Origin of the sequence: Promicromonospora kroppenstedtii DSM 19349, assembly GCF_000515355.1 — a bacterium.
Taxonomy (GTDB): Bacteria; Actinomycetota; Actinomycetes; order Actinomycetales; family Cellulomonadaceae; genus Promicromonospora; species Promicromonospora kroppenstedtii.
The window spans coordinates 76,656-78,602 of sequence record NZ_KI911665.1 but is presented as its reverse complement, the minus strand read 5'-3'; the positions used below and the strand labels follow the sequence as shown (position 1 = coordinate 78,602).

At 71.3% G+C, this 1,947-nt stretch carries 2 protein-coding genes; both read left to right on the top strand.

All coding sequences use genetic code 11. From position 1 onward, the window contains the following. Window positions 1–671 (top strand): cell division protein FtsQ/DivIB (locus tag PROKR_RS12720; RefSeq protein ID WP_157602046.1); only part of this gene is annotated, 671 nt, incomplete at its 5' end. A gap of 238 nt (window positions 672–909) precedes the next feature. Next, the coding region (ftsZ, locus tag PROKR_RS12715; protein WP_084800419.1) for a cell division protein FtsZ at window positions 910–1,947 on the top strand (1,038 nt) is incomplete at its 3' end.

Genomic DNA, 1,947 nt, shown 5'->3' with positions numbered 1-1,947 from the left:
TCGGCTGGACCGCGCTCACCGCCGCGGTCGTGGCGGGAGTGGTGTGGGCGGCGTTCTTCTCGCCGTTGTTCGCGCTCGACCCGGACCAGGTCCGGGTGACGGGCGAGGGCACCACGGTCGACGTCGGCGAGGTGCGCGACGCGGTCACCGCCGAGGCCGGCGTGCCGCTGCCGCGCCTGGACACGGTGGGCCTGCGCGAGGAGATCCTCGCGATGAACGCGGTCAAGGACGTGCGCATCACACGGAGCTGGCCGGACGGGCTCGCGGTGGCGCTCACGTCGCGCGAGCCGGTCGCCGCGGTGCCGCAGCCCGGCGACGTCTATGCCCTGATGGACGCCGAGGGCGTCCGCGTCGCGACGGTCGAGAAGGTGCCGAAGGGTCTGCCAGCGATCGTGACCTCGCTGTCCGACGCCGGGGCGGGAAAGCGCGCGCTGGACGCGGCCCTCGCGGTGCTCGGCGCGCTGCCGGCCGAGCTCGCGTCCGACGTCAAGACCGTGAGCGCGGCGACCCAGGACGACGTCCGCACCACGCTGTCGGACGGGCGCGTGATCCGGTGGGGGAGCGGCGCGGAGGTGCCGCTCAAGACGAAGGTCGCCCAGACGCTGCTGCGGGCGGAGCCGACGGCGACCACCATCGACGTCTCGTCGCCCGGCCTTCCGGTCACGCACTGAGCCGGTCAGGTACTGCGCGCGTCGCGCACCGACTCACGCACCGAGCAGGAATAACATCGCTGTGATTTCTCGAGTGCATCGTTGCGCGACACGCGCGACGATGTCTTCGACACACCACGGCGGCACACCTACCGTCGAACTCAGCAGCAACCTGACATAACTCTAACCCTCTACCTCAACCTGAGACTTTGGGAGGGACGAGAGTCGGGACTCGGGACCCGAATCGAAAGGCGACGACGTGGCAACTCCGCAGAACTACCTGGCAGTGATAAAGGTGGTCGGCATCGGCGGCGGTGGTGTGAACGCCGTCAACCGCATGATCGAGGTCGGCCTCAAGGGCGTCGAGTTCATCGCGATCAACACCGACGCACAGGCCCTTCTGATGTCCGACGCCGACGTCAAGCTCGACGTCGGCCGGGAGCTCACGCGCGGCCTCGGCGCCGGCGCGGACCCCGAGGTCGGCAAGAAGGCCGCCGAGGACCACGCGGAGGAGATCGAGGACGTCCTGCGCGGCGCCGACATGGTCTTCGTCACCGCGGGCGAGGGCGGTGGCACCGGCACGGGCGGCGCCCCGGTCGTCGCGCGGATCGCGCGCTCGCTCGGCGCGCTGACCGTCGGCGTGGTGACGCGCCCGTTCACGTTCGAGGGCCGCCGGCGAGCGGTCCAGGCGGAGAGCGGCATCGAGAACCTCCGTGACGAGGTCGACACGCTGATCGTCATCCCGAACGACCGGCTCCTGTCGATGTCGGACCGCAACGTGTCCGCGATCGCGGCCTTCCACTCGGCCGACCAGGTGCTGCACTCCGGTGTGCAGGGCATCACTGACCTCATCACCACGCCCGGCCTGATCAACCTGGACTTCGCGGACGTGAAGTCGGTCATGCAGGGGGCGGGGTCCGCGCTCATGGGCATCGGCTCCGCGCGTGGCGAGGACCGCGCGGTGCAGGCCGCCGAGCTGGCGATCTCCTCGCCGCTCCTGGAGGCGTCGATCGACGGCGCCCACGGCGTGCTGCTCTCGATCCAGGGCGGCAGCGACCTCGGCCTCTTCGAGGTGCACGAGGCCGCGCGCCTGGTGCAGGAGGCCGCGCACCCGGAGGCGAACATCATCTTCGGTACGGTCATCGACGACGCCCTGGGCGACGAGGTGCGCGTGACCGTCATCGCGGCGGGCTTCGACGGCGGGCTGCCCAAGGAGCGCAAGGACAACCGGGCGCTCGGTCAGGTCGCGGGCGCGGTCGGGGCGGGCTCGCGCAGCCCCGCGACGGCGCCGGTCCCG